The organism is Streptomyces sp. WI03-4A (assembly GCF_033792105.1).
GTDB lineage: Bacteria > Actinomycetota > Actinomycetes > Streptomycetales > Streptomycetaceae > Streptomyces > Streptomyces collinus_A.
The window spans coordinates 2,135-3,462 of sequence record NZ_JARAUO010000091.1; the positions used below are offsets into that span (position 1 = coordinate 2,135).

A 1,328-nucleotide genomic window follows, 5' to 3' on the forward strand; every position below is an offset into this window, starting at 1 on the left:
AAATGACACGACTTCGGCGGTACGCTTGAGCCCCGCTACATTGTCGGCGCGGAATCACTAGACCAGTGAGCTATTACGCACTCTTTCAAGGGTGGCTGCTTCTAAGCCAACCTCCTGGTTGTCTGTGCGACTCCACATCCTTTCCCACTTAGCGTACGCTTAGGGGCCTTAGTCGATGCTCTGGGCTGTTTCCCTCTCGACCATGGAGCTTATCCCCCACAGTCTCACTGCCGCGCTCTCACTTACCGGCATTCGGAGTTTGGCTAAGGTCAGTAACCCGGTAGGGCCCATCGCCTATCCAGTGCTCTACCTCCGGCAAGAAACACACGACGCTGCACCTAAATGCATTTCGGGGAGAACCAGCTATCACGGAGTTTGATTGGCCTTTCACCCCTAACCACAGGTCATCCCCCAGGTTTTCAACCCTGGTGGGTTCGGTCCTCCACGAAGTCTTACCTCCGCTTCAACCTGCCCATGGCTAGATCACTCCGCTTCGGGTCTTGAGCGTGCTACTGAATCGCCCTATTCGGACTCGCTTTCGCTACGGCTTCCCCACACGGGTTAACCTCGCAACACACCGCAAACTCGCAGGCTCATTCTTCAAAAGGCACGCAGTCACGAGATACAGCAAGCTGTATCCGACGCTCCCACGGCTTGTAGGCACACGGTTTCAGGTACTATTTCACTCCGCTCCCGCGGTACTTTTCACCATTCCCTCACGGTACTATCCGCTATCGGTCACCAGGGAATATTTAGGCTTAGCGGGTGGTCCCGCCAGATTCACACGGGATTTCTCGGGCCCCGTGCTACTTGGGTGTCTCTCAAACGAGCCGCTGACGTTTCGACTACGGGGGTCTTACCCTCTACGCCGGACCTTTCGCATGTCCTTCGTCTACATCAACGGTTTCTGACTCGTCTCACAGCCGGCAGACTGTGAAAGAGAGATCCCACAACCCCGCATGCGCAACCCCTGCCGGGTCTCACACGCATACGGTTTGGCCTCATCCGGTTTCGCTCGCCACTACTCCCGGAATCACGGTTGTTTTCTCTTCCTGAGGGTACTGAGATGTTTCACTTCCCCTCGTTCCCTCCACACTGCCTATGTGTTCAGCAGTGGGTGACAGCCCATGACGACTGCCGGGTTTCCCCATTCGGAAACCCCCGGATCAAAGCCTGGTTGACGACTCCCCGGGGACTATCGCGGCCTCCCACGTCCTTCATCGGTTCCTGGTGCCAAGGCATCCACCGTGCGCCCTTAAAAACTTGGCCACAGATGCTCGCGTCCACTGTGCAGTTCTCAAACAACGACCAGCCACCCATCACCCCGA

Annotated in this window: 1 rRNA gene (cut by a window edge); it reads right to left on the bottom strand. The window is 56.8% G+C overall.

The annotated features are described in order from the left end of the window. Positions 1-1,269, bottom strand: a 23S ribosomal RNA gene (locus PV343_RS40110); it reaches 1,924 nt to the left of the window's first position. Positions 1,270-1,328: the final 59 nt, after the last annotated feature.